Below are 26,382 nucleotides of genomic sequence, written 5' to 3'. Positions count from 1 at the left end.
TTGCGTCCTGTTACCGTTTGAGCAGCGATACCAGCGACTGAAAAGATTTTTTGTGCGAAAAACTTGCGTCCCGGTACAAAACGGCCGTTACGCGGACGCGCTCGATCATGCGGTCGACGTTGCGAAGCAGGCTCCGCATGAAAAAGTTCATACACGTGAATATAGCGAACCCCCGTCGAAATACCGTAATTCCAGACGTATGATGCCCGTAACCGGGACCCGCGCCGCGTCGGTCATCCGCTCGGCAGCGGCCGGAGTCCGCGTCTCGCAATGCCGCGATGAAGGCTTTCACCCCGTTCGCCAGCGGCGACAGTTGCGGATGCAAACCGTCGATCGCGTTCCAGTCCATCGCCCTGCCGGCGACATCGAGTTCGAGGTACAGATCCGCGACAGCGTTCGCGCCGACGACTTGGGCGATTTCCAAATAACCCTGTACCATTGCATGCGATACTTGCAGCTCATTCTCAACTTGCGAGCTGACCCTGATGAACCACGCTACCCTCCCTGGAAACCGAGCCATTCCTACAGCCAGTCATCTGAATGACCTCAAGCTTGCGGCCTCCAAGATGTTGAGAGCGAAGCGAGGGGCGTTCCAGGCGGAGATGGCGGCGAAGTACTGCGATGGGAGCCCTCGCCAAGCGGAGGTGTTGTTTGGCTGGAACCGTGATGCGGTGGCGCTGGGACTCCACGAGAAGCGCACAGGCATTGTCTGTCTGAGAGCGCGATCGGCCATCGCTGGCGACAAGCTCTGGGAGGAGAAGCACCCGGACGTGGCCAATGCCCCGTGGGTCTTGGCGCAATACCTTTCCCAACAGGACCCGACCTTCCGCACCGTGCTGTCTTTTCCCCGACTGAGCGCGAAGGAAGCCCTCAAGCAGTTGCGCGCCCAGGGCTTTGCGGACGAGGTGCTGCCCTGTCCGAGCACCATTTCCCACACTAACCCACCGCCTGCCCACACTGCGCCGGGATGGTGCGGGTGAGTCTGGATAGCTTTTGAACTACGGTTTTTTCAAAGGGAGAGATGCATCTGCAGGATCAATGGGGTCAGACTCGATTGAACAGGTCGAACATTGTCCTGCATGCCTATCCCACCAAGCCTGAAAAGCAAAGCATCTATCAATCGAGTCTGACCCCATTGCCCGTGGCGTATCATTGAAATAGATAAGCCGGCGGGGCTGACCCTGGTGACCACCATCATCGTGATGGCACATGCACTGAAGCTCAAGGGAGTCGCCGAGGGTGTCGAAACCGAGCAACAAATGAGCCATATCCTGTCGCTGAACTGCGACGAAATGCGGGGCTTTCTGTTCAGCAAACCGGTACCGGCGGAAATATTTGAAGCCAGATTCCTGGCACCGCTTACGCTAGACTACGACCTGAAGTAACGCGTGCAGAGATAACAAAATAATATGGCAATTAGATGATGTGGTGAAACAAGGTGGCTGACTTGCCCGATATCGACGGAACAGCCACAAGGCGAAGGCGGTTTGCATACGTCGCCTTGTTTGTGGTCCTTTTTTTCGCTTACCTCTACCTCAGGGATTCAACCTGGCGCGGCGATATCGCGTTGCATACCTTGATGGAAGCGGTCGCGACGGTGTTGGCGCTTGCGGTCGGCAGCCTTGCGCTGGTGCGCTACTACAGCAAGAAGGACAACACATTTTTGTTCATCGGCACGGGCTTTGTCGCCACTGCTTTTCTGGACGGCTATCACACGGTGGTCAGTTCCTTTCACTTCATCGAAGCCTTCCCGTCTGCCCCGCCTTCGTTGATCGCCTGGAGCTGGTTAGCCTCGCGCATCTTCCTGTCCCTGCTGCTGTGGATGAGCTGGCTGTTCTGGCGGCGCGAAGACCGGCTTGGCGCAGCAGGCCGGATCAGCGAAAAACTGGTTTACAGCATTGTCACTGCGCTGGCACTGATGTGCTTTGCCATCGTTGCGTTCGTGCCGATGCCGGCTGCCTACTATCAACAGCTCCCTTTTCCCCGGCCGCAGGAATTCCTGCCCGCGCTATTCTTCCTGCTTGCCCTGATCGGCTATCTGCGCAAAGGCAAATGGAAAACCGATGTGTTCGAGCACTGGCTGGTGCTGAGCCTCATCGTCGGCTTCATGGGGCAGGCCATGTTCATGTCGTTCTCCGGCCAGGTCTTCGACATGATGTTCGATGCGGCACATTTGCTGAAGAACGGTTCTTACATCTGCGCGTTGCTCGGCCTGCTGTTCAGCATGCAGCGTCTGTTCAGCGAATCGCACGCGAAGCAGGAACTCCAGTTCAAAAACACCATACTGGCAACACAGATGGAAGTTTCGCCGGATGCGATACTCGTGGTCGACGAGCACGGAAAAATCATCTCCTACAACCGATACTTCGTCGAGCTATGGGGACTTACGCAAGAGATTTTGGCAGCGCGCGTCGATGAGTCCGTGTTGCACTCGGTCGTTTCACAGCTGCGGGATCCTGAAACATTTCTCGCCCGCGTCGAATATCTGTATCAGCACAGATCAGAAGATAGCCATGAAGAAATCGATCTCAGGGATGGCAGGGTAATCGACCGCCACTCCGCACCGATGATCGGAGAACACGGCAAGTATTACGGGCGGATATGGTTCTTTCGCGACATTACCGAGCGCAAGCAAATGGAAACCGAGCTGCGTGAAAGCGAACTCGCCCACCGTACCCTGGCGCAGAACCTGCCCGGCATTGTCTACCGGGAGCATCTCCGCGAGAGCGGGCGTATGCAGTTTTATAACGATATGCCCGTTCAAATAACAGGCTACGCAGAGGATGAACTGATGACCGGCGCGGTATGCTCGATCGAGCCGTTGATTCTGAACGAGGACCGACCCGGTGTGGAGGCTGAAGTCATGCGAGCGTTGGAACAGAAACGTGCCTTCGTTGTGAAGTACCGGCTGAAACATAAGGACGGCGGCATACGCTGGATGGAAGAACATGGTATGCCTGTTTACGACACAGACGGCGCGCCACATTATATTGATGGCATGATCTTCGATATCACAGAGCACAAACAGGACGAAATAGAACTCCATCTGTTTCGAACTCTCGTCGACAATTCCAGCGATGCTATCGAAGTGGTCGACCCTGCGACTATGCGTTTATTGGACGTAAACCAGACACAATGCCGCAAACTGGGTTACAGCCGGGAACAACTGCTGTCCATGAGCATTACAGACATCGATTCGGAATTAACTGCGGACCATATGAAAGAGATCCAGACACAGCTCCTGCAAACCGGAGAGGCGCGATTCGAAAGTACGCATCGACGCAAAGACGATACTACCTACCCGGTAGAAGTCACCGCGAAAATCGTCGAATTCGGCAGACCCTACTTGCTGAGCATCGTGCGCGACATCACCGAGCGCAGGCTCGCCGAGGCGGAAGTACTAAAATTGCAGGAACAACTGCGCGAACAGGCCCAGCACGATCCGTTGACCGGTCTCTACAATCGCCGTTACCTCGAAGAAACGATGGGACGCGAAATCATTCGCGCTGAACGTTACGGCCAGCCGATCGGAGTCGTGATCTGCGACCTCGACTATTTCAAGCTCGTCAACGACACATATGGCCATCTGGTTGGCGACGAGGTATTGAGGGCGTTTGCCGAACTTTTGAGAACACATTCACGCGGCAGCGATATCGTTTGTCGTTTCGGCGGCGAGGAGTTTCTGCTGCTGCTTTTTGACACGCCGCCGGATATCGCGTATCAACGCGCCGAAGAATTGCGTGCATCGCTTGCGGCGCAACAGATAGGGAAGTCCGTTATCCGGGTGACCGCTTCCTTCGGTGTGGCTTCCTATCCGGTGGATGGCAAGACACAGGATGAGTTGATTAGTGCTGTAGACGCGGCAATGTACCAGGCCAAGAAGACGGGACGCAATCGCGTCGTGGTCGCATCGGCGAAGATCAATGGGGTCAGACTCGATTGAACAGGTCGAACATTGTCCTGCATGCCTATCTCACCAAGCCTGAAAAGCACAGCATCTATCAATCGAGTCTGACCCCATTGATCCTCAGCGTTTGTGGCTGCGTTTGCGCCGCCCCTGGAATGCCGTGACGGACTTTACGATCCTGTCATAGGGCAGCTGCTCGAGACTGCCGTACACCGTCTTGGCTTCCTCGACAAGCGCGACGACGTTCTCAACGCGTTCGGTGTCCAGGACATCGGGAGTGGTTGCCCGTTGCAGCCCCAACAGCCCGCCGTTCTGGATGCGGATCTCTCTGGCATGGGGCAACGGTCCGTCGATCCGGGTCAGCTGTAGCGTGAAGCGTGATGATTGCCTCAGCAACTCGATCAGAGTAAGACAGTCGACTCGGGATTCCTCGGCGGTGCAGGCGATGCCTTCGCGATCGGCAAGCCTGAAGTGATGTGCACGATTGCAGGCGCAGACCCTGGAGGCCAGGGCCTTTTCGAAGACACAACGGCGTTCGTTGAGCGTGTGGTACGTCGACCTGAATTCGTCTTCGTCCATCTCTGCGGTACCGGGTGGTCTATTTTTCCCATTCCTTGAGCACGGGTGCCTCCCTGACCTCCCGAAGGCGCGCTTCGGCCTCGTTCTGGTTCTCCGCGAAGATGATCTTTATCTCTTCACCCCGCTCGAGCGGTTCGCCACGCTTGTCTCTGGCCAGGGTTCGCGCATCGCGGTAGCTGTCGAAGTACTCGATGAGTTCGAGTTTTCTGGGTTCCCCGGAAGAGCCCCTGGTGATTCGGTAGACGTGGTATGGCATTTCTCGGAGATCCTTGTCGCGTGTGGTCGAGTTTCCCCCGTGTGGTGGGATTATAACCGTGCCGCAGGGATAAGCGGAATGTTGCGGGCAGGGCATCTTTTTGTCTTAAACTTGACTTGAGTCAAATATTCTTATTGCTAATATTACAATAAACTAATAAACTAATCATGCATCCCGAAACAGGGATGCTCAGTGAGATACCACTATCCGATTACGATCACAGGAGACTTGAAAATGAAAATGAAAGTTGCAGCACTGGCCAGCACTCTGGTTCTTTCCGCCGGCACCGCTTCCGCATGGTGGGGGGGCCCCGGTTATGGCAACGGTTATGGCAACGGCTGGGGTGACGGCTTCGGCGACATGTTCGGCGATTTCAACATGAGCTTCTCCGGACGCGGCAGCGGCTACGGTAGCGGTTACGGCCGGGGCTACGGCTACGGCGCTCCCTATTACGGCTATGGCTACCCGTACTACGGTGGCTACGGCTATGGCTATGCGCCTTACGCTGCTCCCTATGGTTACGGTGCTCCCTATGGAGCCCCGGCCGCTCCCGTCGCTCCCCAGGCTCCCGCCGAATCGAAGTAGCTCGCTCGGTCCCGAGTCCGGAATAAGGGGTGGTAATACCACCCCTTCTTTCTTTACTCTTTTACTGATTGTGTGTCGCTAGAGAAACCGCTCCGCGGCGACCAGCACCCAGAACAAGGCGGCGCAGATCAGCGACAGCAATACGGCCGCCGATCCCATGTCCTTGGCCCTCCCGGACAGGCGGTGATGCTCCTCCCCGACCCGGTCGATTGCCGCTTCGACGGCCGAGTTCAGTAGCTCCACGATCAGTACCGCGATCAGGCTGCCGACGAGCAATGCCCGCTGTACCGCGGTCTGACCCAACCAGATTCCCGCTGGCGCAAGCAACGCGAGCAGCAGGAGCTCCTGGCGAAACGCCGCCTCGTGCTTGAAGGCCGCCTTGAATCCCTTCCAGGAATACCCGGTCGCCTTGATCAGTCGGACGATTCCCTGATTTCCGCTGTATGCCACGGGAACCCCAGGATGCGCGTGAACCGGAAAATTCAGTCGGCTGCCGGATCGTCTGGACGCCAGCGAAGGTCCGGTTCGCGCGCCGCGCGCACCTCGTCGAACCTGCGGTTGGGTAGTGTGTAGGGCGCGCCGCGAACCTGCTCGGCATTGCTTTCGGCCTCAGCCAGGATAGCGGCCATCGCGTCCGCGAAACCGTCCAGTTCTTCCTTTGCCTCCGACTCGGTCGGTTCGATCAGCAGACATTCCGGCACCATCAGCGGGAAGTAGGTCGTGGGCGCATGGAAACCGAAGTCCAGCAGTCGCTTGCCGAAGTCCGCCGCGGTCACCCTCAGTTCCTTTGCCTGGCGGCTCAGTGTGACGATGAACTCGTGGGTCGCGCGCCGCTCGGGATAGGCAAGGTCGAAGCCTTTCTCGCGCAGCCTGGCCATCAGATAGTTGGCGTTCAGGGTGGAGTATTCGCCGACGCGCACCATGCCCGAGTCCCCGAGCATCCGCATGTAAACGTATGCCCTCAGCAAGACGCCCGGATTGCCACCAAAGGCCGACAGCCTCCCGATGCTCATCGGAAGATCTTCGGCGTTGAGCCAGCGGAACCGGTCTCCGTCCCTGCCGACGACCGGCACGGGCATGTACGGCAGGAGCCGCTGGGCGACACCGATCGCACCCGAACCCGGGCCGCCGCCACCGTGCGGAGTCGAAAAGGTCTTGTGCAGGTTCATGTGGATTACGTCAAAGCCCATATCGCCCGGCCGCACCTTGCCCAGGATCGCGTTCAGGTTGGCGCCGTCGTAGTAGAGCAGGCCGCCCGCCTCGTGGACGATCCCGGCGATCTCGACGATTCGACGCTCGAAAACCCCGAGTGTGGAGGGGTTGGTGAGCATCAGACCCGCGGTGTTCGGACCCGTTGCCTCGCGCAGCGCATCCAGGTCGACATCGCCGTTGGCGTCGGTCGGGATCTCCCGGACCTTGTAACCGCACATTGCGGCGGTGGCCGGGTTGGTTCCGTGCGCCGCGTCCGGCACCAGCACCTCGTTACGTTCATGGTCGCCGCGCCCCCGATGATAGGCGCGGATCATGGCGATGCCGGCGAATTCACCCTGCGCGCCGGCCATCGGGGCCAGCGAGACGCCCTGCATGCCGCTGACCGCCTTGAGCATCTCCTGAAGTTCGTGCATGCAGGCCAGGAAACCCTGACTGCTTGAGGCCGGCGACAGCGGGTGACGGTTGGCGAATCCCGGCAGCAACGCCACACTATTGCAACCCCTCGGGTTGTATTTCATGGTGCACGAGCCCAGCGGGTAGAAGTGCGTGTCGATGGAAAAGTTCTTCTGGGACAGTCGCGTGTAGTGGCGCACCGTCTGCAATTCGGAGACCTCCGGCAGCCGCGGGCGTGCGCGGCGCCGGAAGCGCTCGGGCAGGTCGTCCACGGAGGCCTTCGCGCGTGGGGCTTGTGCCGGGGCGCGGCGGTTCTTGAGCGAATGGTCGAATATCAGCACGGCGAGGTAGTTCCAGGATAAGATGCCATCGGGCCCGGGTACGGCTGGTGTCTGTGGTTTCGGCTCAATCCAGGGCGGCCATCGCCTTGTCGTAGTCGGCTTCGGTCACAATCTCGGGTACCAGTTCGGTATGAACGACCCGGTTGTCGGTGTCCAGGACTACGATTGCACGCGCGGTGGTGCCTTCCAGTGGACCGTCCACGAGCAGCACGCCGTAGTCCTTGGAGAAGTTCCGATTGCGCATGATCGATAGCGTCGTCATGTTCTTGATTCCCTCGAGAGAACAGAACCGCGCCTGCGCTCCCGGCAGATCAGCCGAGATGGTCAGCACGACGGCATCGTCGCGGCGGGCGATCTTTTCGTTGAATTCCCTGGCGGACTTGGCGCAGACCCCGGTGTCGAGGCTCACGACGATGTTCAGTATCTTCTTCTTGCCGGCGAAGTTGTCCAGACTCACGTCGCTGAGGTCCCTGGCGACCAGCCGGAAGTCGGGCGCCTGGGAACCGATGGCCGGCAGATCGCCGTTCGTGTGTATCTCGTCACCGTTCAATGTTACCGTCGCCATGGTTGGTGTCTCCTCTGGATGTGGACTGGGTTAGGCGGACCTGGTATATCGGTCGCGCAGGATCTGGTTGGTCGCATCGACCATGCGGTCAAGGTCGGCGCGGGTCTTGGTTTCGGTCGCGCAGACCAGCAGGCCGTCCGGCAATTCCGGATAGTCCGCCGTCAGCGGATGGCCACCGAGGATGCCATCCTCGGCGAGTGACTCGAGCAGGGCCTCGACGGGCCGGTCGATCTTCAGCGCCGCCTCGTGGAAGTACTCACCCCCGAACAGCGGGGAGACACTGTCGATCTCCAGTAGCCCCCTGGCCAGTTCGTGCGTGTTTTCATAGCAGGCCCGGGCGACCCGTTCCAGGCCGTCGGGTCCCAGCAGCGCCATATGGATCGTGGCCGCGGTGACCAGCAGGCCCTGGTTGGTGCAGATGTTGGATGTTGCGCGCGACCGCCGGATATGCTGCTCACGGGCCTGCAGTGTTAGCACGAAGCCGGGCTTCCCGTCTGCGTCGATCGCGCGGCCGACGAGTCTGCCTGGCATCTGGCGCACCATATTCTGTCGGGTGCACAGAAAGCCGAAATAGGGTCCGCCGGAGGATAGCGGCGATCCGAGCGGCTGGCCGTCTCCGCAGGCGATGTCGACGCCGTTATCAGCCCACTCGCCGGGCGGGCGTAACAGACCCAGCGACAGCGGATTAACCAGCCCGATGGCCAGTATTCCGTTTCTTGCCGTCCAGTCCGTGAGCGCGTCGACCTCCTCGAGAACCCCGAAGTAGTTGGGCTGTGGGATGACCAGCGCGACGGCGCCCTTGTTGGCCCAGCGATCCAGCGTCTCGGGATCGACCCTGCCGGTGCGCGTGTTAAACGGGACCTCCACGCATTCGATGTCCTGCGGCGCTGTCAGCGTCCTGACCGTGTCCCGATAGGCGGGGTGGACGGTCCGCGGCATCAGGATCTTCCGTGACCCGGCCTTGCGGTTTGTGCGAACCGCCATCAGTACGGCCTCGGCGAGTGCCGAGGCGCCGTCGTACAGGGAGGCGTTCGATACGTCCATGGCGGTCAGTTCCGTCATCATGGACTGGTATTCGTAGATGATCTGCAGCGTGCCCTGTGAGGCCTCCGGCTGATACGGAGTGTACGCCGTGTAGAACTCGCCACGCGTCGCGATCTGCCACACCGCCGCCGGGATGTGGTGCTCGTAGGCGCCCGCGCCGATAAAATTGAGCGCGACCTGATCCCGCTCCGCCCGTTCGCTCATCAGGCGGGTGACTTCCATCTCGCTGAGCGGTGACGGGATGCCGTCGAGCGCTTCGACTCGCAGTTCGCGGGGAATCTCGTCGAACAGGATGTCGATGCTGTCCACGTCGATCGTGGCCAGCATCTCCCTGACCTCTTCCTCTGTGTGCGGAATGAACGGCATGGGCGGCGCGCGCCTAGTGCTCTGTCCGACTGATCATTGCGCCGAATCCGTAATTATCTGTTGGACAGAGCACTAGCTTGTCTCTGCGATCTGCTGTTCGTAGGCGGCAGCATCCATCAGGCCTTCGCTCGCGGTACCGCTCTGCGGTGCGATGCGAAAGATCCATCCGTCGCCATAGGGATCTTCGTTGACCTGTTCGGGACTGTCGGAGAGCGTATCGTTCACCTCCACGACCTCGCCGCTGACAGGTGCGTACACGTCGGACGCTGCCTTGACCGATTCCACCACGGCACATCCGTCTCTGGCGGTCACCTGCGATCCGGCTTCCGGCGGTTCCACGTACACCAAATCACCCAGCAATTCCTGGGCGTGATCGGTGATACCCACGGTCAGGGTCCCGTCGTCGTTGGTGCGAACCCATTCGTGGCTTTCGGTGTATTTCAGGTCCTCAGGTGCATTGCTCATCGCGCTTCTCCCTTCAAGACGATTTTGTGGACAACAATGGCTTTCCCTGGCGGACGAATACAGGCTTGACCACACCGGCGGGATGCGGCTTGCCCCGGATCTCCACCTCGCATCGCGACCCGGTGGTTGCGGCGACCCGCGCCATGCCGATGCTGACGCCGAGTGTGGGCGAAAAGGTGCCGCTAGTGACCTCACCGGCCGCCTGACCGTCAACGAAGACCTTCTGGTGGGATCGAAGCACACCCTTGCCTTCGAGCACCAGGCCGACGAATTTCATCTCCGGTCCCTGTGTGCGTTCGGCTTCCAGCGCTGCGCGTCCGATGAAGTTCCTCTCCTCAGGCTCCCAACCGATGGTCCAGCCCAACCCGCTTTCCAGTGGAGAGACGGATTCGTCCATGTCGGTCCCGTATAGGTTCATCCCGGCTTCCAATCTCAGGGTATCACGCGCCCCCAGCCCGGCGGGTTTGATGCCTGTATCGAGCAGTGCCTGCCAGAACGCTGGCGCGTCCGTGTTGGGTACCATGACCTCGAACCCGTCTTCACCCGTGTATCCGGTGCGGGCGACGAACATTTCGCCGACGACCATGCCGGTAAAGGGCCGCATCCCATCGAGCGCTTCGCGCTTGTCTCCCGGCATTAAACCGATGACCGCATCCCTTGCGTTGGGGCCCTGAACGGCGATCATGGCCAGGTCGTCGCGCTCCGTTATCGAGACAGCAAAGCCCTGTGCATGACGACGCATCCATTCGAGGTCCTTGTCCCGCGTGGCGGCATTGACGACCACCCGGTATCGATTCGGGTCGAAATAGTAAACGATCAGGTCGTCGACGACTCCGCCGTCCTCGTTGAGCATACAGGAGTACAGTGCCCTGCCCGAAGTCTTGAGCTTCTCGACGTTATTGGCCAGCAGGCGCTGCAGATAGGGTCCGGAATCGGCGCCTTCTAGGTCGACGATCGTCATGTGGGAGACGTCGAACATGCCGCCGTCATTGCGCACGCTATGGTGTTCGTCGATCTGGGAACCGTAGTTCACCGGCATATCCCAGCCGCCGAAATCCACCATTCGGGCGTTCATTTCAAGGTGTTTGTCGTACAGGGCGGTACGGTTCGCCATCTGTCAGTGCTCCGTGTAACCGGCCGGATCGCGAGGGATGCCGTGGCCCTAGGATTCGTCGTGGATTCTCCGGAGGATGAAGTGAGGCTGTCGGACGATGTCCGGTGCACCACGTCGGGACTCGGCCCTCGCTCCCGATACGCTGGCGCAATAATGCGATCAGGCCCCGGGCAAGAGTACTATAAACCAGTGAACGAGCGATCTGAATACCCCAACCCCACCGTGGGCCGCGGGACATGCCCTCATGCCCGTTTTACCGGGAGCAGGGAAATGATCGGTCGGTTACCGGTGATGCCGGTCCCGCGCCCGGCGGATCGCGGGTTTCATGATACAATTGACCGCTCTTCCAGCAGGTTGACAGACGCATGCACCAAGCGCGTATTCCACTGATTGCATTCATTGTCGTGGCCATACTCGGGACCACCCTGGCGCGCGCCGATCAGGACGACATCCTTGTGCGGGACGCCTGGATTCGCGAGGCCCCGCCGAACGCCAGTGTTCTCGCGGGTTATCTGACCCTGGTGAATCCCGGTAACGATCCGCGTCGCCTGACCGGTGTCGAGTCCGGACAGTTCGACTCGGTCGAGATGCACCGTACCATCCATGAGGACGGGATGGCGAAGATGGCCCCGCAGCCGTATCTCGATCTTCCCCCCGGGGGGACGGTGGAACTGGTCCCCGGGGGTTACCATCTGATGCTGATGATACCGTCCCGCCGGTTCGTCGAGGGGGACGTCGTCTCTCTGGATCTGATCTTCCGGGGAGGCGGACGGATGACGGTGCCGTTCGAAGTCCGCAAATCCGAATCGGGCGGCGGAGGACACCAGCACCACCATCAACACTGACGGTGCGTCTGGTTCTGACCGAGCCGATCATCCGGGAGCGCATCTCACGGTACCCGCTGCGCACCGTCGACAACCCGTTTCCGCCCAGGTTTCTCGGCGAGGACGCGATACCGGCGGCGGTGCTTGCGCCGCTCGTCCAGGTCGCCGAAGGCGACTGGCACCTGCTCTATATCAAGCGCACACGCCGCAGAGACGATCCACACAGCGGGCAGGTCGCCTTTCCCGGCGGTCGCCGCGAGTCGGGCGATACCGACCTGCGTGCCACGGCGTTGCGCGAGGCGGGCGAGGAACTGGGGATTGATCCGGCAGGTGTGCGGATTCTGGGTCCGTTGAATCCACATCTGACGATCAGCAACCACCGTGTGACCCCTTATGCGGGCTGTCTGGACTGGCCCTGCGAGCTGAATTGCCAGCCCGGGGAGGTGAGTCGTGCCTTCACGATTCCGCTCGACTGGCTGGCCGACCCGCGAAACTACCAATGCCTGGAACGACCTTTGCCGGGTTCCGGTGCCCGCATTGCCATGATCGAGTATCGGGCCTTTGACGGCGAGACCCTGTGGGGCCTGACGGCGAGGATGACCCAGCGTCTGCTGGGGGTCCTGGGATACGATTGTGGTGGCTAACCGCTCGGCCGCGGTGTCTCAGTCGTCTTTGATTCGGACCACGATGCGTCCGTGCGAGCCGCCGTCGAGCAAACGATCGAAGGCCCGGGGCAACTCGCTCATCGCCACTGTCGAGGACGCGATTCGGTCAAGATGCGGCGGTTTTAGGTCTGACCCGATGCGTTTCCATAAGGCGTGTCGCCACTCGACCGGGCAGTTTCCCGAGGAGATGCCGAGTAACGAGACGCCTCTCAAGATGAAAGGCATGACGGTGGTTTCGAGCACGTGATCGCCCACCAGCCCGATGCTGGCGATATTTCCCCAGGGTTTCGTGGTGCGAGTCAGCCACGAGAGGGTTTTGCCGCCGACGTTGTCCACCGCGCCGCCCCAGCGCGTGGATTCGAGCGGTCGATCGCCGAAATTCAGTTGATGCCGGTCTAGCACTTCTTCGGCGCCCAGCGAGATGAGGTAATCGCGCAGCGCGGATCGGCCGCTGACGGCGACGACCTCGTAGCCGAGCTGTGAGAACATCTGGATCGCGAAACTCCCGACCCCACCGGTGGCACCCGTCACGACGATTGGGCCGTGCTGCGGTGTCTGGTGGTTGTCTTCCATGCGTTTGACCGTCAGGGCGGCGGTAAACCCGGCCGAGCCGAGCACCATCGCCTCGAACAGGTCCAGCGACTCTGGCAGGGGAACGACCCAGTCAGCCGGTACGCGCACGATTTCCGAGTATCCCCCGTCGTGGGACTCGCCGAGCCCGCATCCGGTCACCAGCACCGCGTCGCCATTGCTGAAACGATCGTCGCTGCTCTCGACGACGATACCGGCGACATCGACACCCCCGATCAGCGGCGAGCGGCGCAGGATCCTGCCCCGCCCGGTCCCCGCCAATGCGTCCTTGTAGTTGATACCGCTGTAGCGAGCCTCTATCACCACGTCGCCCGGCGGCAGGTCCTCGACCGAGAGTCTTTCCAATCCGGCGCGGTGACCGTCTTTGTCCGAGTAAATCCTGAATGCGTCGAAGGCCTTCATGTGACTGGCTCCCCGCCGAGCTCGGCATGCAGTTCATGTGACCGGGCGCGAGCGTGTCGGGTGTCCTCGTGCAGGTAGCAGAAGTGCCCCATCTTACGCCCCGGCCTGGGTTCCGTCTTACCGTACAGGTGGAGCTTGATGCCGGGCTCTGCGAACAGGCGCTCCCAGGGGGGCGTTCCGGCGGACCAGAGGTCGCCCAGCAGATTGGTCATCACGACCGGGGTCAGTAGGCGCGTGTCGCCGGGGGGCAGGCCGCAGAGCATGCGGACCTGCTGTTCGAACTGCGAGGTGACGCACGCGTCCAGGGTGTAGTGCCCGCTGTTGTGAGGACGAGGCGCGATCTCGTTGACAAGCAGTGTTCCCGAGCCCGTTACGAAAAACTCGACCGCCATCACGCCGACGTATTCCAGCGCCTCGGCAAGACGCGTGGCCAGTTGCCGGGCCTCGTCGGCACGCTCCGGGGAGATCCTGGCCGGCACGATAGTGACATCCAGGATGCCGTGGCGGTGCTCGTTCTCCGCGACAGGGAAACAGCGTACCAGGCCGGATTCGTGGCGGGAAAGGATGACGGAGATCTCCCGCTCCAGATCGATCCGCTCCTCGAGTACGCTGGGCACCTCGCCTTCGGCAGCGAAGCCCCGGCGGGCGGTGCCGATGTCGCTGACCGAAAACTGACCCTTGCCGTCGTAGCCCAGCGAGGAGCGTTTGAGAATACAGGGCATCCTGAGCTCGTCGACGGCCGTGGCAAGCTCCCCCGCATTCCGTACTGTCCTGAAGGCCGCCGTGGGAAGGCCGAGGTCACGGATGAAGGTCTTTTCGCGGATGCGGTCCTGCGTCGCTTCCAAGGCGTGCGCCGAGGGGTGCACGAGACAGCGTGACTCCAGTGCGCGAACCGACCCGGCAGGGATGTTTTCGAACTCCGTGGTCACCGCATCGCAGCTCTCGGCCATGCGTCGCAGCGAATCCGCGTCGTCGAACCGGGCACACAGGTGTTTGTCCGCCATCGTACCCGCGGGACTGACCGGGTCGGGGTCGAGGACGCACACGCGGTATCCCAGGGTGCGCGCGGCAACCGCAAACATGCGGCCGAGCTGCCCGCCGCCGAGCATGCCCAGCGTGGCGCCGGGCAGGATCATTGCGGTGGCAGGGTGGTCTGCAGGACCTGGTCCCGCTGCCGGTGCCGGAAATCGACCAACCGTTCGGACAGGGCCGCGTCCGTGGTGGCGAGCAGGGCGACGGCGAACAGCCCCGCGTTGGCCGCACCCGACTCGCCGATCGCGAAGGTGGCCACGGGGACACCCTTGGGCATCTGTACGATCGAAAGCAGCGAGTCCTCTCCCCTCAGGTACCGGGACGGAACCGGGACACCCAGTACGGGTAGGGGGCTGACCGCCGCCAGCATACCGGGCAGGTGCGCCGCGCCGCCGGCCCCCGCGATGATGCATCTCAGACCCCGGCCCGCCGCCGTTCTTCCGTAGTCGTAGAGCAGGTCGGGAGTGCGGTGCGCGGACACGACGCGTGCCTCGTGGGGCACGTCAAAGCCCTCCAGGCGGGCCACGGCGTGTTCCATTACCGGCCAGTCGCTGTCGCTTCCCATGACGACGCCCACCAATGGCGTGCGCTTGATATCTTGCATGAATCCGAGGGTTCCCTGGGACCAAAGCGGTCTATTGTCACCGAAACGAGGGAACAGCTCCACCCGTGCGCAGTGGGAGGCGTGCGGGTCTGGCGTATCGCATTTGTTACGTCTGTGGTAACAGATACGAGTGACTGTGGTCCAACCCGCGACAGTTTCACCCGGCGTGGTACGTCACAGGCCAGCTTCGTCGAGACTTAGTCTAACAATATTAACGAGATGGGGTATTTCTGGCGTGGTTGGCATACGGTGTGCTTCGTATTCGACTCGATGAGGTTCAGTGTCAAAAGCGCGAGCGCTTGAGTGAGCGGGACGTTGAATTGACAGTGGATTGATGCGTGTCAGAATTTTCCTGTGTCGGAATCGTTCGAACACACGCCAGCGGATGTCGGCCTTTGGCGCGCCCCTGCGGCAAAGGTTGGGGTGGGAAACGTTGGCGTACCGGCGACGACATGGCTATCCGGTGAGGAGGAGCAAATGGATCAATGGTGCCGGTTCAAGCTGGCCTGCAGGCGATGCACAGCGGCCGTTGCCCTGCCGCGGCGGGGAATGTCACTGCTGCGGGTATTACCGGTCGCCGCCGGGATCCTGGTTCAGGCGGCCTGCTCAAGCCTCGCCGGGCCGGAATACGAGCGTCCTGAGACCGCCACCAAGCCGGCCTGGTCGGACGAGACGGCGATCGACGTATCGGCGGCCGAGACCGTGCGTCCGGACTGGTGGCGAAACTTCGGGGACGACTACCTGGACGGGCTCGTCGATACGGCGATTTCGCAGAATATCGATATCAAGGTGCTGGCGGCGCGCAGCGAGGTCGCGGGCGCGGCCATCAGCCAGGCCGAGGCCCTGAGACTGCCGACCATCGGTGCGGCGGCGGGCGCCAATGTGCAGACCAGTGCCGGACTGGGCACGAGCACCCAGTACAGCGCAGCCGCTTCGTTGAACTGGGAACTGGACATCTGGGGAAAGTTCAAGAAGGGTGTGCAGGCACAGGAGGCGGGATACTTCGCCACCGAAGCGGACTGGCGTGCGGGCTACCTGTCGATGGTCTCGGACGTATCGACGACCTATTTCAGAATACGCCAGTTCGACGAGCAGATCGCGCAGCAGCAGGCCATGATCGACAAGAACCGGCAGATCCTGGCGATCTACGGCGCCATGCTGCGGGAGGGATTGATCCCCGAGACGCGGGTGATGCAGCAGAAGGCCGAGGTCGGTCGGCTGCAGAACCAACTCCTCGAGTTGAAGCGGGTCCGGCAACTGTCCGAGAATGCCATCGCGACGTTGCTGGGCATCCCGGCCGGGGAGTTTCACGTCCCGCCGGGCAGTCTGCGCAGCGAGGTTCGCCTGATGGCGGTCCCGGCAGGTTTGCCGTCTGATCTTCTGTCGCGCCGGCCTGATATCATTGCCGCCGAGTTCCGCGTCCTGCAGGCGTACGATCTCGTCGGCCAGGCTCGGCTCGCGAGACTGCCGTCGATCACCTTGACCGCGAGGGGCGGAAATTCGAGCCTGGAACTTACGGACCTGCTGGCCTCATGGTCGGTCGGGTTTCTCCCCAGGATCGACATTCCGATCTTCGATCCGAACGTGAGGGCGCAGTTGAAGGTTAACGAGGCGAGGACACGGCTGGCCGAAGAAGAGTACAAGCGCACGGTGATCAGGGCGTTCGAGGAGGTGGAGAACACCCTGGTCAACCTGGCGAGTCACCGGGCGCAGAAGGCGGAACTCGAGATGCAGCGGGAGAATCTGCGCGTCGTCTCCCAGCAGATCCAGCGGCAGTTGAAGGAGGGGATGGTCTCGCAACTCGAGTGGTTCGAGTCCGAGCGCTCGCTGTTGCGGGCGGAGCAGGAACTGCTTCAGAACCACCAGTTGATACTGTCCGACACGGTCGAACTTTACAAGGCGCTGGGAGGCGGCTGGCCCCCGGTCACGGTCGGGTCTTCCGGTTGATGTGAAACACCCCGCCGGGGTGAACAGGCTGTCGGAGTGCTCCCGGCGAAGCACGGCCGTATGACCGACCACCGTCAAGCGCACACGGGCGTCAGAACCAGCAGGTGGCCGGCCGTAAACTGAAATCCGGAACTCAGATCACGATGCAGGTCAGATTGAAGCCCGTCTCCCATCCGGAGCTGGGTGACATCATCATCGCCGACGCGCTGTTTCCCGTCGGTCGCGACGAGGTGCCGTTCGCCGCGTACGGCGCGGACGCGGTATGTTGCCTGTCGCGCCGGCACGCAAGGCTGTTCAGCGAGAATGGCGGTTTCTACGTCGCCGATCTCGGCAGCCGGAACGGGACCACGGTCAATGGCAAGATCGTGGCTGTAAAGCCCGCGCGGTTGCGCCAGGGGGACGAGATCTGCTTCGGGCAGCATCTCACCTACCGGGTGGATTTCCCCGATGCCGCGAACGATGCTGCCTCGCGCGGTCCCGAGACACACCTCACGCTGGTTCCGTCGTCTTCCGGGGACATCGCGGCCATCGCGGTCAACCGTTTCCCGTTCCTGGTCAGCAAGGCGGACGACACCTTCTCCCAGTACGCGCCGCGTCACGACGACGAGGTCAATTACCTGTCACGCCGACATGCACACCTTTTTCTCAAGGAGGGGATTCCTTACATCGAGGATCTGGGCAGTACCAACGGGACCTGGGTCAACGGGGTGCGGCTGGACGAACATGCGCGTGCGCTCACCGACGGAGACATCGTAGCCTTCGGGGGGGATTTCTTCAGCTACAGCGTCCGGATGGAGCCGCAGACCGGGGGCGTGGACGCGACGGAATCGCCGGTAAAGGCCGGTGATCCGGGGGCTTTGCCGGCGAGAGCATCACCAGAGGGAAAGACAACGTTCGTGGAAACGGCCAATTCGTTCCTGGATATCTTCTGCGTCGAAGAGGAGGAGAACAGGGTTGGTGACCCGAAAGAGGTTGAAGAGGCAGTCAAGGAGAAGGACGTATCCCGGCCGGCGGAGGCCCGACCGGGATACCTGCGGCGGAAATGGCTGTTTATCAAGGAGCTCAAGGGTTCGTTTTCGGAGCCCGGCACCGGGCGTTCGCGGGGCTTGTGGGTCTTTATGGTACTGCTGCTGCTGGTCGGCGGCGCGGTCGCGACCACGGTCTATCTGGTTGGCAGGCAGGAGCGCGAGATCGAGCGGCTCCTCGCCGCCGGTGACTACGAGGGTAGCGCATCCGCGGCGAATGCCTACCTTGCCCTGCACCCCGACAGTCCCGAGATTCGGGACCTGGCGACCGAGTCGCTGATGAAATACGCGGTTCCGCGTTGGGCAGAGGCGATAAGGGGCGGGGACCATACCGGGGCACGGCGGGTCCTGAACGGGGCGCGCGCGATCTCCGCGGCGAATACCGATGGCCTGGAACTGCTGGACCTGCTGGGGTGGATGACCGAGGTTGATGCCTTTGTCGAAATGCGCGGTGGGCACGACGCCCCTATCGAGATCTATGTCGACGAAGCGTCTATCAATGCCCTGATCGATTGGTGGGAGACGGACGACGAGAGGAATCGTCGCCGGATGCGGCTGATACTCGAATACGAACCGAGCTCCGGCGATCTGCAGGCGCGGGCCTACAGTGCGTTGCGGGAACTGCGCAGCGAGCGGTCGGTGTACCTGGCTGCACTGGACCGGCTTCGCCCCCGGATCGAGGCGGCGCTCGCTGCAGACCGGACGGCGGGACTCGCCGAAGAGATCGAGCGGGTCGGCGACAAATATCCACGAATCGCCGGTCTGGATCAGGTCCTGGCCGATCTGGATGCGTATCTCGATATCCAGGAGAAGATCGGGGCCCGTGACCTGATGGGGGTCATGGAGGCGCTCGATGCCTCGGATTTCCGGACCCCGCCCTTTCTGATGAAGGCCGCCGCGATCCGACGCGATGTCCTGCCGCCACCCGAAATCTCGGCTGAGTACCGCGCTGCATCCGATGCCTGGCTCTCCGGGGATATCGAGGAAAATCTCTCCATCCTGGCGGGGTTGACCGACAATTCCTGGGGGGAAGTCGCCCAGGCGGAGCTGGATCGTAACCGGCGGATCGCGGACGAGTTCGCGAAACTGGGGGATAAAAGGGACACACCGGGCTACGGAGACGCCCTTTTGTCCTTCCATGCCATGCTGGACCCGCAAAGGGACGCGTATTTCCTCTCCGCCATCGAGGCAGACATGCAGGTCCGCTCTGCCGAGGCACTGGCGAGAGCGCAGGAAGCCGAAGCCGAGGCGAGGGAGAAGTGGGAAGCGTATCGCTCGGGCGGCGGCATTCCGGGGATTCTGCGACTGGAGGACGGGATCTCGGCGACCTACCGGCGTCAGGCGGGGGCCCTCTCCGCGGCGCGTGTGAGTGCCTGGCAGGCTTATCGTATCCGTGAACTGCTGGGACTGGACGACCCGCAGGCGCAGCGCAGGCTGCGCACCGACATCGACAGGGAGGTGCGCCTGCAGCGGCTGTCCCTGAATGAGCTGGGGATGGTTTTGAACCCGACCCTGTTGCGTGAGAAGCTAGCGCTGCTCCCGGCGCCGGATTCACGGGCGGGCGGGGCGAATTGAAGACATCGGTGCGGGCAAGGGACCCGGTATGAGGGGTGGCGGATCATGAGCTCGGAAGGCGACAGACTCAGACGATTGACCGAGGCGCTGGAGGATCACAGCGCCGAAGGTACGGAGCTGCTCCTGGCCGAGCCTTCGAAGATGATGCGCGCCACCATCCTGCTGATCGGCGCCATGCTGCTCGCGGCCCTGATCTGGTCGATGATCGGGCGGGCGGACGTGATCGTGACCACCACCGGCACGCTGGGCCCCGAGTCCGAGGTACGCAGGTTCTATGCGCCGATCGCCGGAGAGATGGTGGATATCTATATCGCCGAGGGGCAGCCCGTCGAAGCGGGTGACGTGCTGGCCAGGATCAACGCGCGGGGGGCGGTCGAGGTGGCGACCAACGCCCTGGATGCGCGGCTCAAACTGGCCGAGGCCGAGCGGGAGTCTCGGCATTTTCCCGAGCGCAAGGCATTGATGGAGCGTCAGGCAGAGGTCCTGGACAAGCAGATCGAGATCGCGGCGAACCAGCACGAGAAGCGGGTCTCGGAGGGTATGGCAAAGCTCGCCGACGTACAGAAGGCCAAGCTCGTCGAGGCGCGCGGTAATCTGGAAACGGCCACCCGCGCCCGCGATATCGCGCGGCGCGATCTGGACAAGTTCCAGCGCCTGATTCGCTCCGAGGGTGGCGGCGGTGTGTCGCAAAAACAGGTCGAGGAGAAGCGTAGCGAGCTGATTGCCGCCAACACCAGCTATGAACTCGCCGAGGCCAAGCTGGGTGAGCTGGAATTCCAGTTGAGCGAGGAATACGCAAAGGTCAAGACGGAGCTCGAAGGCAGCGACAGCAAGCTGCTGGAGCTGCGCATCCAGCACGAGGAGCTGCTGGACAAGATCGAGTACGAGGAATTCCGGGTGCAGATGGAACTCAAACGCGCCGAACTCGCCTCCGACGCTGCCTCGAGGGTGAATTTCGACAACATCGACGAGGAAAACTTTCTACGCATCGTGGCGCCGGTCTCCGGGGTAATCACGGACGTGGCTCTGACCCAGCCCGGTGACAAGGTGCAACCGAACACACCGCTGGGCGGGATCGCGCCCCAAGACGCCAGGACCGTCCTGAATATCGAGATTCCCGAGTCGGACAGGGCGTTTCTACGCGTGGGGCAGGAGGCAAAGCTGAAGTTCAACGCCTTTCCCTTCCAGCGTTACGGATACATCAACGGCAAAGTGGAATACATCTCGCCATCGACCCGGCCGTCGGCAAGGGAGGCCCAGTTGCCGGTCTACGAGGGTCGGGTCTCCCTGGGAAGGGACTACTTCACCATCGCCGGGCAGGACTACTCGTTGCGCTACGGCATGGAGGCGTCCGCCGAGATCACCGTCCGCCAGCGCAGGCTGATCGATTTCGCGCTGGACCCCTTCAGGGAGCTCGCCGGCTGATGGGACCGGCGGAGGTCGGCAAGGGATGGTGCGTCCAGTCCACACGCCCGGCTGGAGCCAGACCTCGCCGGACCGGCCGCAATGACACGCAATATAGAGAAAACGGGAGACGACAGGATGACGGATTTGGTCAAGATCGACGACGAGGTCGTGACGACGGACGGGTTTATCAGGATCCTGAAACTGAGCGGGCGGTTCGACGGCCTGATCGAAGAGATACTGAAGGACAAGCTGGCCGTACACGCCGCGAAGAAGGCCGGCATTCCGGTATCCGACGACGAGATCCAGGAGCGCGCCGACCAGTTCCGCCGTGTCCAGGGCCTGCACCGGGCCCAGGATGCGATCGCCTGGCTGGACTCGCTCGGCGTGACGCTGGACGACCTGGAGCAGTTCATCATCGACATGCTCTACCAGGAAAAGATGATGAAAGAGGTCTGCCGGGACGAGGCGGTCGAGGCGTATTTCAAGCTGCATTCTCCCCGTTTCGACAGTATCGAGGTCAGGCACATCGTGATGGATTCCGAGGGCGCCGCAAAAGAGATGCTGTCGGTGCTCGCGGACGACCCGGAGAGCTTCGCCGAGATGGCGGCCGAACATTCGCTCGCAGACACGCGCGAGCGCGGTGGCAGTGTGGGCAAGGTCATGCGCGGGTCCCTGCAGCCGGAGATCGAGGCGAAGGTGTTCAACGCCTCGCCGGGCGACCTGGTCGGCCCCTTCCATAGCGGCGGTGAGCACCATGAGATCTTCAGGATCGACGCCACCAATACGGCCCGCCTGGACGAGGAGACCCGCACCGAGATTCGACGAATCCTGCGCGAGGACTGGCTCGCTGCGCGGGCGCGAGAGCACGGCATCGAAATACTGTAGGAACCAGCAGTAGGCATGGTTTGTAGGTCGGGTTAGCGCAGCGTAACCCGACAGGTGCGCGCCCCTGCAGTTTGGGAACGTCGGGCTATCCCGAAACAGAATCCGAAGCCAAGAGCGAGACAGCGAACTTGAACGACGCATCCGACTCCCTGACCGACTTCCTCGCGTCCGTCGAGTTGCTGTCGGCCTTCGACAAAGCGGAGATCGAGCGACTCGCGGCCAGTGCCGAGTCCCGGTTTTACGGATTCGGAGAACAGGTGATCCAGGCCGGCGATCGTGGCGACGGGCTGTTCGTCGTCAAGCGGGGCGCGGTCAGGCTGTTCACCGAGGAGGGCGGCAAGGAAACCAGCATGGGGGTCCGCAAGACCGGCGAGGTCATCGGGGAGCTCGGGATCCTGCGCGAGTTCCAGCACGAGGCCTCGGTGCGCTCCTCGGCGAAGTCGGAACTCGTCTACATTCCGCGGGAGGTCGTTGCGCCGCTGCTGGCTGCGAACCCGAATGCCCAGTCCTTCGTCATGAGCTATGTCGCCATCGCCTCGGCGGGTGGGCTCGTGACACGCCTGTTCGACCTGCGCGGCAAGGTCGAGAAGGCGGAAATCGAGGAGTTCGTCCGCAGCGTCGGCGTCAAACGGATCAAGGCTGGACAGACGATCCTCTCGCAGGATTCCCGGGAGGACCGGCGACTCTACATCGTCCGTCAGGGTGAGGTGCAGATCACTCGGGCCGAGGAAGGCAACGAGTATCCACTCGCGAATCTGAAACGGGGAGAGGTGTTCGGCGAGAAGGCCTGCCTGTTGCGTCAGGAACAACCTGCCTCTGCGGTCGCCGTGACCGACTGCGTGCTGCTGGTGATCCCCGAGCAGACGGTGCATTTCATCCTCGAGCGCAATCCCCGGCTCCGCGAGGTGCTGGAGGAGCGTATCGCATACGCCGAGCGCGAGCTGCAGCGCCAGCGCAAGATCGCCGAGCGGCGCCGCCGCCCGTTGCGGCTGGATTTCGGGACCAGCCCGAAGGCGGGTGAACGCGTGATCAAGCGCTTCCCGCTGGTCGAGCAGGCCGAGGAGATGGACTGCGGCGCGGCCTGCCTGGCCATGATCTGCCGGCACTACGGCATCCCCATGACACTGGGGAAGCTGCGCGAACTGGCCAATGTCACGACGCAGGGGGCCACCCTCGACAGCCTGTCCCGGGTCGGCGACTCCCTCGGATTCTCCACCCGCGGAGTGAAGTGCACCTACCAGTCGCTGCTCGGATTCGAGTTGCCATTCATCGCGCACTGGGAGGGCTATCACTACATCGTCGTCTATGGCGTTTCGAAGAACCACGTCTGGGTCGCCGACCCGGGTCCGGGATTCCGAAAGATGACGGTGGCCGAATTCGAGAAGGGCTGGACCGGCACTTGTCTGTTGTTCTCGCCGGGCGCGGACATGGTGCAGATGGCAGCAACGCGTTCGCCCTGGGTCCGTTTCGTCGGCTATCTGAAACCCTATAAGGCCATCCTTGGCCACCTGATCCTCGCGACCTTCGTGATCCAGGTGCTCGGTGTGGTTCCGCCGGTGATCATCCAGAACATTCTCGATCGGGTCGTCGTCCACCAGAACGTCTCGCTGCTGAACCTGCTGATCGTCGGACTGATCATTACCACCGTGTTCACTCAGTTGACGGCGACGCTGCGCGCGTTCCTGTCGAACTTCATGATCCGGAACCTGGACTTCGCGATGATGTCCCGGTTCTTCAAGCACGCCATGTCGCTGCCGCTGTCATTCTTCGCCAAGCGGCGGACCGGAGACATTTTTGCCCGGTTTCAGGAGAACCACACCATTCGGGCCTTCCTCACCGAGTCGACGGTCACGACGGTGCTGAATCTGCTGATGGTGTTCATCTACTTCACCATCCTGTTTCTCTACAACGCCAAGCTGACGCTTCTACTGATCGCTTTCGTCCTGCCCATCATCGGGCTGACCGTCGCCGTGACGCCCCGGATCAAGCGATACGCGCGCGAGGCCTTCGACGCCTCGACCGACGCCGAGGCGGTGCTGATGGAAACCCTGGGTGGGGCGGAAACCATCAAGGGCATGGGGATCGAGCGCTCCATGCGCATGAAGTGGGAACGCAAGTATGCCAAGTCACTGGGAGTCCAATACAGGGCGTCGCGTTTCGGCATCCTGATCGGCCTGGCGAGTCAGCTGCTCAACTCCGCCACCACCATCGTCATCCTCTGGGCCGGGGCGAGCCTGGTGCTGGCGCAGGAACTCACCATCGGGCAGTTGATTGCATTCAACGCCCTGATGGGCAGCGTGCTCGCCCCGCTGATGGGGTTGGTGGGCCTGTGGAACCAGGTCCACGAGGCCGGCGTGGCGATGGAACGGCTTGGCGACGTGCTCGACATAGAGCCGGAACAGAAGCCGGAGGACGTGGCCACACGCGTGGCGCTGCCGGACCTGCGGGGCGACATCTCGCTGGATTCGGTGTACTTCCGCTACGGTGGCAACGAAACCTCGTACGTGCTGGAGAACATCAGCTTCGACATCCGGCCGGGCGAGATGGTGGCGATCGTCGGTCACAGCGGCTCGGGTAAGACGACGCTCGCCAAGATGCTGGTGGGTTTCTACCCGCCGACCGAGGGCCGCATCACCGTGGACGGATACGACCTCGAGGTAATCGACAAGGAATACTACCGGGCTCAGGTAGGCTACGTCATGCAGACCAACCTGCTGTTCTCGGGCACCATCGCGGAAAACATCGCCGCGGGTGACGAAAACCCGGACCGGCGCCGCATCATGGATGTGGCGAGGATGTCGGACGCCCACGGCTTCATCGCCAACATGCCGTTGGCTTACGAGCAGGTCGTCGGTGAACGGGGCATGGGGCTTTCCGGCGGACAGATGCAGCGACTGTGCATTGCGCGCGCCCTCTACCACGATCCCCACCTGCTCATCTTCGACGAGGCGACCTCGGCGCTCGACACGCAGTCGGAAAGCAACATACTCCAGAACATGCAGGACATCCTCGAGGGCCGTACCGCGGTGGTGATCGCGCACCGGCTCAGCACCATCATGCGGGCGGACAAGATCCTGGTCCTCTACGAAGGTTCGATCGTCGAGCAGGGGACGCACAAGGAACTGGTGGAAAGGAAGGGGATGTACTACCAGCTGGTTCAGAAACAGATGGCGGGCGCCGGATGAAACTCTACGACATCAAGCCGCAGTCCTCCTCGATCTCTTACGCGGGGCTGCTCGAGAAGATCGAGATCATACGTTCCAGGCTGCGCTGGTCGCAGCGTATGGAGCGCGCGGAGATCCAGAAGCTGCTGGACCAGTGCAACGCCCTGCGCGACGATGTGATGCAACTGTCGCACAAGGAGCGCTTCGTTCAGGCCTCGGCCGGGAAAAAGGCCGAGGCGCCGGCATCGGAGAGGGAGCGGCGCCAGGCCCTGCTGGACCGCAGCTTCGTCTTCGAGGGTGTGTTCGGTGAGAACCCCAAATTGCTGGAATCGCTTGAGACGGCGGAGAAGGCGGCGCCCACGGACCTCCCGGTATTGATTGACGGCGAGAGCGGCACCGGCAAGGAGCTGATGGCGAAGGTCATCCACGCCAACGGGGATCGCACCGACATGCCCTATATCTCCATCAACTGCGGCGCGATTCCGGAGAACCTTCTGGAATCAGAGCTGTTCGGCCACAAGAAGGGGGCTTTCACCGGGGCGACCGGCGACCGCAAGGGCAAGTTCGAGAGCGCAGACAAGGGCACCATCTTCCTGGACGAGATCGGCGAGCTGCCCTTGACCAGCCAGGTCAAACTGCTGCGGGTCCTGCAATCGAACGAGATCCAGCGTGTGGGTTCGGACGCCCTGATCGAGGTGGACGCGCGCGTGGTGGCCGCGACCAACAAGAACCTGAGGGAGCTCAGTCAGGAAGGAAAGTTCCGGGAAGACCTGTTCTACCGACTCAGCGTGATCCACGTGACCGTCCCGCCCTTGCGCGAACGCAAGGACGAACTGGCCTTGCTGATCGAGTACTTCACCGACGAGGCCGCGGAAAAACTCAGGCGCGCGCCGATCAGGATGAGCGCGAGGCTGCACGGCTTCCTGCTCCGCTACGACTACCCGGGAAACATCCGGGAACTTCGAAATATCATCTACCGGCTCACCTGCCTGTCGGGGGATACCGCCGATCTCGACAATCTGCCCGAAGACATACGCCCGGAATCCGTGGCGCGCACCTCGATCGCCAACAGCGAGATCTCGCCGCACGTCTCGCTGGTGGAGGTGAAGAAGGCGGCGAGCGACGAGGCTGAGAAGCAGTATCTGGAATCCGGGTTGAGAGAGACTCAGGGCAAGGTGACGGACCTGGCGCGGCGCATCGAAATGAACCGGTCCCACCTGCAGACGCTGCTGAAGAAACACGGCCTGCGGTCGAAGGACTTCAAGCAGAACCGGGAATCCTGAAACCTTGCCGTAATCAATGGGGTCAGACTCGTTTGATATGTGATCAGCGTATCTATAACCTGTCTCGATTGCTCGTCTACCCCGTTTCATACTGGCTGGGCAGAAGCATGTCATCATGTGAGGCCAACAATCGCGAACCGCTTCTCTATCC

At 61.9% G+C, this 26,382-nt stretch carries 23 protein-coding genes and 1 pseudogene; 12 read left to right on the top strand and 12 right to left on the bottom strand.

Annotated features, from left to right (window positions below; all coding sequences use genetic code 11):
- Positions 1-10: 10 nt before the first annotated feature.
- Positions 11-520: a hypothetical protein gene (locus LJE91_04980; protein ID MCG6868093.1), complete on the bottom strand. Its 510-nt coding sequence runs from the start codon at positions 518-520 to the stop codon at positions 11-13.
- A 46-nt stretch (positions 521-566) separates the two neighbouring features.
- Between LJE91_04980 and LJE91_04975 the strand changes: the two genes are divergently transcribed.
- The 3 genes and pseudogenes from LJE91_04975 to LJE91_04965 all read left to right on the top strand — a co-directional run bounded on the left by LJE91_04975 (position 567) and on the right by LJE91_04965 (position 3,943).
- The gene (locus LJE91_04975) at positions 567-980 is read left to right on the top strand and encodes a transposase (protein MCG6868092.1); all 414 of its coding nucleotides are present in this window, start codon (positions 567-569) and stop codon (positions 978-980) included.
- Positions 981-1,175: 195 nt separating this feature from the next.
- Positions 1,176-1,385 (top strand): annotated as a pseudogene (locus LJE91_04970) (EAL domain-containing protein).
- A gap of 53 nt (positions 1,386-1,438) precedes the next feature.
- Positions 1,439-3,943: a diguanylate cyclase gene (locus LJE91_04965; GenBank protein ID MCG6868091.1), complete on the top strand. Its 2,505-nt coding sequence runs from the start codon at positions 1,439-1,441 to the stop codon at positions 3,941-3,943.
- Between the two features lie 84 nt (positions 3,944-4,027).
- On the opposite strand, the gene LJE91_04960 is transcribed toward LJE91_04965, so the two are convergent.
- Together LJE91_04960 and LJE91_04955 are read right to left on the bottom strand one after the other, a co-directional pair.
- Positions 4,028-4,486, bottom strand: coding sequence for a hypothetical protein (locus tag LJE91_04960; GenBank protein ID MCG6868090.1), 459 nt, complete (start codon positions 4,484-4,486; stop codon positions 4,028-4,030).
- 19 nt (positions 4,487-4,505) lie between these two features.
- Positions 4,506-4,742, bottom strand: a complete 237-nt coding sequence (locus LJE91_04955) for a hypothetical protein (protein MCG6868089.1) — start codon at positions 4,740-4,742, stop codon at positions 4,506-4,508.
- A 234-nt stretch (positions 4,743-4,976) separates the two neighbouring features.
- On the opposite strand from LJE91_04955, the gene LJE91_04950 reads away from it, so the two are divergent.
- Positions 4,977-5,327: a sulfur globule protein CV1 gene (locus tag LJE91_04950; GenBank protein MCG6868088.1), complete on the top strand. Its 351-nt coding sequence runs from the start codon at positions 4,977-4,979 to the stop codon at positions 5,325-5,327.
- Between the two features lie 78 nt (positions 5,328-5,405).
- Here LJE91_04950 and LJE91_04945 read toward each other — a convergent pair whose 3' ends face one another.
- From LJE91_04945 to gcvT, 6 genes are all read right to left on the bottom strand, one after another.
- Positions 5,406-5,777 carry a diacylglycerol kinase gene (locus LJE91_04945; protein ID MCG6868087.1) on the bottom strand — a complete coding sequence of 124 codons (372 nt, stop codon included), beginning with the start codon at positions 5,775-5,777 and terminating at the stop codon, positions 5,406-5,408.
- Positions 5,778-5,809: 32 nt separating this feature from the next.
- Entirely contained in the window at positions 5,810-7,273 is a 1,464-nt protein-coding gene (gcvPB, locus tag LJE91_04940) for an aminomethyl-transferring glycine dehydrogenase subunit GcvPB (GenBank protein MCG6868086.1), read from the bottom strand.
- 64 nt (positions 7,274-7,337) lie between these two features.
- Positions 7,338-7,838: a thiol peroxidase gene (gene tpx, locus LJE91_04935; protein MCG6868085.1), complete on the bottom strand. Its 501-nt coding sequence runs from the start codon at positions 7,836-7,838 to the stop codon at positions 7,338-7,340.
- A 30-nt stretch (positions 7,839-7,868) separates the two neighbouring features.
- A complete protein-coding gene (gene gcvPA, locus LJE91_04930; protein ID MCG6868084.1) occupies positions 7,869-9,248 on the bottom strand; it encodes an aminomethyl-transferring glycine dehydrogenase subunit GcvPA in 1,380 nt (459 codons plus the stop codon).
- Between the two features lie 72 nt (positions 9,249-9,320).
- Positions 9,321-9,713: a glycine cleavage system protein GcvH gene (gcvH, locus tag LJE91_04925; protein ID MCG6868083.1), complete on the bottom strand. Its 393-nt coding sequence runs from the start codon at positions 9,711-9,713 to the stop codon at positions 9,321-9,323.
- A gap of 13 nt (positions 9,714-9,726) precedes the next feature.
- The gene (gcvT, locus tag LJE91_04920; GenBank protein MCG6868082.1) at positions 9,727-10,827 is read right to left on the bottom strand and encodes a glycine cleavage system aminomethyltransferase GcvT; all 1,101 of its coding nucleotides are present in this window, start codon (positions 10,825-10,827) and stop codon (positions 9,727-9,729) included.
- A gap of 365 nt (positions 10,828-11,192) precedes the next feature.
- On the opposite strand from gcvT, the gene LJE91_04915 reads away from it, so the two are divergent.
- Complete coding sequence (locus LJE91_04915) at positions 11,193-11,672, top strand: copper chaperone PCu(A)C (protein MCG6868081.1); 480 nt, start codon at positions 11,193-11,195, stop codon at positions 11,670-11,672.
- Positions 11,673-11,674: 2 nt separating this feature from the next.
- Positions 11,675-12,295 carry a CoA pyrophosphatase gene (locus LJE91_04910; protein ID MCG6868080.1) on the top strand — a complete coding sequence of 207 codons (621 nt, stop codon included), beginning with the start codon at positions 11,675-11,677 and terminating at the stop codon, positions 12,293-12,295.
- Between the two features lie 18 nt (positions 12,296-12,313).
- On the opposite strand, the gene LJE91_04905 is transcribed toward LJE91_04910, so the two are convergent.
- The 3 genes from LJE91_04905 to purE are packed head-to-tail and all read right to left on the bottom strand — an operon-like array spanning position 12,314 to position 14,945.
- Positions 12,314-13,309 (bottom strand): oxidoreductase, encoded by a 996-nt coding sequence (locus LJE91_04905; GenBank protein ID MCG6868079.1) that lies wholly within the window; start codon positions 13,307-13,309, stop codon positions 12,314-12,316.
- Positions 13,306-14,445 (bottom strand): 5-(carboxyamino)imidazole ribonucleotide synthase, encoded by a 1,140-nt coding sequence (locus LJE91_04900; protein MCG6868078.1) that lies wholly within the window; start codon positions 14,443-14,445, stop codon positions 13,306-13,308. Before LJE91_04900 ends, LJE91_04905 begins: the two co-directional genes overlap by 4 nt.
- Entirely contained in the window at positions 14,442-14,945 is a 504-nt protein-coding gene (gene purE / locus LJE91_04895; GenBank protein ID MCG6868077.1) for a 5-(carboxyamino)imidazole ribonucleotide mutase, read from the bottom strand. The genes LJE91_04900 and purE overlap by 4 nt, the downstream gene beginning before the upstream one ends.
- 477 nt (positions 14,946-15,422) lie before the next feature.
- Here purE and LJE91_04890 point away from each other — a divergent pair, with 477 nt between their 5' ends.
- From LJE91_04890 to LJE91_04865, 6 genes are all read left to right on the top strand, one after another.
- Positions 15,423-16,892: an efflux transporter outer membrane subunit gene (locus tag LJE91_04890; GenBank protein ID MCG6868076.1), complete on the top strand. Its 1,470-nt coding sequence runs from the start codon at positions 15,423-15,425 to the stop codon at positions 16,890-16,892.
- Between the two features lie 143 nt (positions 16,893-17,035).
- Complete coding sequence (locus tag LJE91_04885; protein MCG6868075.1) at positions 17,036-19,492, top strand: FHA domain-containing protein; 2,457 nt, start codon at positions 17,036-17,038, stop codon at positions 19,490-19,492.
- 45 nt (positions 19,493-19,537) lie between these two features.
- A complete protein-coding gene (locus LJE91_04880; protein ID MCG6868074.1) occupies positions 19,538-20,917 on the top strand; it encodes an HlyD family efflux transporter periplasmic adaptor subunit in 1,380 nt (459 codons plus the stop codon).
- 117 nt (positions 20,918-21,034) lie between these two features.
- Complete coding sequence (locus tag LJE91_04875; protein MCG6868073.1) at positions 21,035-21,784, top strand: peptidylprolyl isomerase; 750 nt, start codon at positions 21,035-21,037, stop codon at positions 21,782-21,784.
- 128 nt (positions 21,785-21,912) lie between these two features.
- On the top strand, positions 21,913-24,969 hold the full coding sequence (locus LJE91_04870) for a peptidase domain-containing ABC transporter (GenBank protein MCG6868072.1): 3,057 nt from the start codon (positions 21,913-21,915) through the stop codon (positions 24,967-24,969).
- Positions 24,966-26,231 carry a sigma-54 dependent transcriptional regulator gene (locus LJE91_04865; GenBank protein ID MCG6868071.1) on the top strand — a complete coding sequence of 422 codons (1,266 nt, stop codon included), beginning with the start codon at positions 24,966-24,968 and terminating at the stop codon, positions 26,229-26,231. The genes LJE91_04870 and LJE91_04865 overlap by 4 nt, the downstream gene beginning before the upstream one ends.
- Positions 26,232-26,382: the final 151 nt, after the last annotated feature.

The organism is Gammaproteobacteria bacterium (genome assembly GCA_022340215.1).
Lineage (GTDB): Bacteria > Pseudomonadota > Gammaproteobacteria > JAJDOJ01 > JAJDOJ01 > JAJDOJ01.
This window is presented reverse-complemented; position numbering and strand designations above follow the sequence as displayed.

What these genes read in the sequence shown, in the direction of transcription:
- LJE91_04875 (MCG6868073.1), top strand. Translation starts at nt 21,035, where the DNA reads ATGACGGATTTGGTCAAGATCGACGACGAGGTCGTGACGACGGACGGG.
- LJE91_04950 (MCG6868088.1), top strand. Translation starts at nt 4,977, where the DNA reads ATGAAAATGAAAGTTGCAGCACTGGCCAGCACTCTGGTTCTTTCCGCC.
- LJE91_04975 (MCG6868092.1), top strand. Translation starts at nt 567, where the DNA reads ATGTTGAGAGCGAAGCGAGGGGCGTTCCAGGCGGAGATGGCGGCGAAG.
- LJE91_04900 (MCG6868078.1), bottom strand. Translation starts at nt 14,445, where the DNA reads ATGATCCTGCCCGGCGCCACGCTGGGCATGCTCGGCGGCGGGCAGCTC.
- gcvPA (MCG6868084.1), bottom strand. Translation starts at nt 9,248, where the DNA reads ATGCCGTTCATTCCGCACACAGAGGAAGAGGTCAGGGAGATGCTGGCC.
- LJE91_04915 (MCG6868081.1), top strand. Translation starts at nt 11,193, where the DNA reads ATGCACCAAGCGCGTATTCCACTGATTGCATTCATTGTCGTGGCCATA.
- gcvH (MCG6868083.1), bottom strand. Translation starts at nt 9,713, where the DNA reads ATGAGCAATGCACCTGAGGACCTGAAATACACCGAAAGCCACGAATGG.
- LJE91_04890 (MCG6868076.1), top strand. Translation starts at nt 15,423, where the DNA reads ATGGATCAATGGTGCCGGTTCAAGCTGGCCTGCAGGCGATGCACAGCG.
- LJE91_04905 (MCG6868079.1), bottom strand. Translation starts at nt 13,309, where the DNA reads ATGAAGGCCTTCGACGCATTCAGGATTTACTCGGACAAAGACGGTCAC.
- LJE91_04980 (MCG6868093.1), bottom strand. Translation starts at nt 520, where the DNA reads ATGGCTCGGTTTCCAGGGAGGGTAGCGTGGTTCATCAGGGTCAGCTCG.
- LJE91_04865 (MCG6868071.1), top strand. Translation starts at nt 24,966, where the DNA reads ATGAAACTCTACGACATCAAGCCGCAGTCCTCCTCGATCTCTTACGCG.
- tpx (MCG6868085.1), bottom strand. Translation starts at nt 7,838, where the DNA reads ATGGCGACGGTAACATTGAACGGTGACGAGATACACACGAACGGCGAT.
- LJE91_04885 (MCG6868075.1), top strand. Translation starts at nt 17,036, where the DNA reads ATGCAGGTCAGATTGAAGCCCGTCTCCCATCCGGAGCTGGGTGACATC.
- LJE91_04955 (MCG6868089.1), bottom strand. Translation starts at nt 4,742, where the DNA reads ATGCCATACCACGTCTACCGAATCACCAGGGGCTCTTCCGGGGAACCC.
- gcvT (MCG6868082.1), bottom strand. Translation starts at nt 10,827, where the DNA reads ATGGCGAACCGTACCGCCCTGTACGACAAACACCTTGAAATGAACGCC.
- LJE91_04960 (MCG6868090.1), bottom strand. Translation starts at nt 4,486, where the DNA reads ATGGACGAAGACGAATTCAGGTCGACGTACCACACGCTCAACGAACGC.
- purE (MCG6868077.1), bottom strand. Translation starts at nt 14,945, where the DNA reads ATGCAAGATATCAAGCGCACGCCATTGGTGGGCGTCGTCATGGGAAGC.
- LJE91_04880 (MCG6868074.1), top strand. Translation starts at nt 19,538, where the DNA reads ATGAGCTCGGAAGGCGACAGACTCAGACGATTGACCGAGGCGCTGGAG.